This is a genomic window from Microbacterium sp. Bi128 (assembly GCF_918698205.1).
This window is the reverse complement of record NZ_CAKKMM010000795.1, coordinates 1-2,318: the sequence shown is the minus strand read 5'-3', so window position 1 is coordinate 2,318 and position 2,318 is coordinate 1. Positions and strand designations below refer to the sequence as shown.

2 protein-coding genes and 1 pseudogene are annotated in these 2,318 nt (G+C 67.6%); all 3 read right to left on the bottom strand.

Features of this window, described 5'->3' with window-relative positions; translation table 11 throughout:
• Positions 1-95: 95 nt before the first annotated feature.
• Positions 96-710 carry a MazG nucleotide pyrophosphohydrolase domain-containing protein gene (locus LQV45_RS26360; RefSeq protein WP_230009656.1) on the bottom strand — a complete coding sequence of 205 codons (615 nt, stop codon included), beginning with the start codon at positions 708-710 and terminating at the stop codon, positions 96-98.
• A gap of 121 nt (positions 711-831) precedes the next feature.
• On the bottom strand, positions 832-1,998 hold the full coding sequence (locus LQV45_RS26355; RefSeq protein WP_230009654.1) for an adenosine deaminase: 1,167 nt from the start codon (positions 1,996-1,998) through the stop codon (positions 832-834).
• Positions 1,999-2,030: 32 nt separating this feature from the next.
• A pseudogene (locus tag LQV45_RS26350) lies at positions 2,031-2,318 on the bottom strand (DedA family protein); the annotation flags it as partial.

Below are 2,318 nucleotides of genomic sequence, written 5' to 3'. Positions count from 1 at the left end.
GCGTAGTCGAGAGCGGGATAAGTTACGGAAACCTATCCAATCCCCGGACGTCATGATGGTGCCGCTACCGTGCCGACTCTAGTCTGCCAGCGCTATTATGCCGATGGCCTGGGGCCGGTGCTGTCCTGGAACCGGCGCAGGGCGCCACGGAGGGCGCGTTCGGCGTCGAGCCCGCCGGCCCGGGCAGCGGCCACGATCCCGAACAGCAGGTCGCCGAGTTCCTCCTCGGCGGCCGGGAGGTCGACGGCGGTTCCGACGGCGGTTCGGGCGGCGGTTTGGCCGGCGGCCGCTGCCATACCCGCGCGTTCGGCGCGGTCCAGGAGCTTTTGGGCCCGCGCGAGGGCCGGCAGCGCGGCGGGAACCCCGTCGAAGACGTGGCCACGTTCGGGCCTCTCGGCCTTCTTGACGGCGTCCCATTTCAGGACGATCTCCTCCACCGTTGCCGGGAAGGAATCCTGCAGCGAGCCGTCGGGCCGGAACACGTGCGGGTTGCGCCGGATCATCTTGGCCTTCAGGCCCCGGGCGACATCGCCCAGGTCAAAGGCGCCGCGTTCCTCGGCGAGCCGGGCGTGGAGCACCACCTGCAACAGGACGTCCCCCAGTTCAGACTGCAGTTCCGCGTCGCCGGCGCCGGTCTCGATGGTCTCGGCCACTTCATAGGCCTCCTCCAGGAGGTACTCCACGAGGGACTCGTGGGTGAGGGCACCCATCCAGGGGCAATGCTCGCGCAGGGCCGCTATCAGCCCCAGCAGCTCCCCGACCTCGCAAGCTCGGCCAGGGACCCCTGCCGCTGTGGGCCCAGCGAGCCCCTGGACGGGTGATGTGTCCTCGTTAGCCAAGATCGGAGTAGGCCTCGTTGATGTATTCGACCAGGGCTTCCTTCTCTTCGAGCGGCAGGAAGGCGGCCTCGGCCGCGTTCAGCGTCAGCTCCACCAGGTCATCGAGGTCGTAGTCGAACGTTTCAACCAGGAGTTCGAACTCGTCGGTCAGCGTCACGCCGCTCATGAGCCGGTTGTCGGTGTTGATGGTGACGTTGAAGCCGAGCTGGTAGAGCATGTCCAGCGGGTGGCTTTCGATGCCCTCACCGAAGCCGGCAATGGCGCCGGTCTGCAGGTTGGAGGAGGGGCAGATCTCCAGGGCGATGCCACGGTCCCGCACCCAGCTGGCGAGCTCGCCCAGGGTCACCATGCCGATGGTGTCGTTGACGGAGTCGTCGAAGCCTTCGGCGTCGGCGGCCTCTTCGTCCTCTTCGAATTCGATCGTGACGTCCTCGGCGATCCGGACGCCGTGGCCCAGGCGCAGGGCCCGGCCGTCGACGAGGGCCGACTGGATGCTTTCCAGGCCGGCGGCTTCGCCGGCGTGGACGGTGGCCGGGAAGTTGTGCTGGGCCAGGTAGGTGAAGGCGTCCTTGAAGCGGGACGGCAGGAAGCCGTCCTCGGCGCCGGCGATGTCGAAGCCGACGGCGCCGTTGTTGCGGTGGCGGACGGCCAGTTCGGCGATCTCCTGGCCGCGGTCGGCGTGGCGCATGGCGGTGATGAGCTGGCCCACCTGGATATCGCGGCCGGTCTCTGCCACGGTGTCCACTCCAGCTTCGAGGCCGGCCTGCACGGCTTCGACCACGTCGTCCAGGCTCAGGCCCTTCTGCAGGTGCTGTTCGGGCGCCCAGCGCACCTCGCCGTACACGACGCCGTCGTCGGCCAGGTCTTCGACGAATTCCTTCGCGACGCGGAACAGGCCCTCCTTGGTCTGCATCACGGCGATGGTGTGGTCGAAGGTCTCCAGGTAGCGGACCAGGGAGCCGGAGTCGGCGGATTCGCGGAACCACTCCCCCAGTGCAACGGGGTCCGTGGACGGCAGCGTGTGGCCGACGGCCTCAGCAAGTTCAATGATGGTGGCCGGGCGGAGTCCGCCGTCCAGGTGGTCGTGAAGGGAAACCTTGGGAAGGCCCTTCAGGTCGAAGTCGAGGTCAGGGGCAGCGTCAGGAATAGTCTCAGTCACGTTCCAACCATAGGGTCGCCGGGCGCTGGAAGCTACTTTCCGGACGCTCCGGACTCAGCGGACGGACCGGCCAGCATCGTGCCGTGCAGCTCGGAAGCACGCTCACCGGAGGCGGGTTCGGTGGCGTATTCGGTCTCGGAGGGGACCGGACTGGTGTCGTGGCGGCCCAGGCGCTTGTGCCACCAGCGCAGGAGATGGTCGATGAGGACACCGAGCACAATGGCGAATACCACCGCGATGCCCGCGCTGAGCAACGGGTTGTGGTGCAGCCACGGGAAGGAACTGGCCAGGACGCCGATGCCGATTGAGTAGGCCATCCA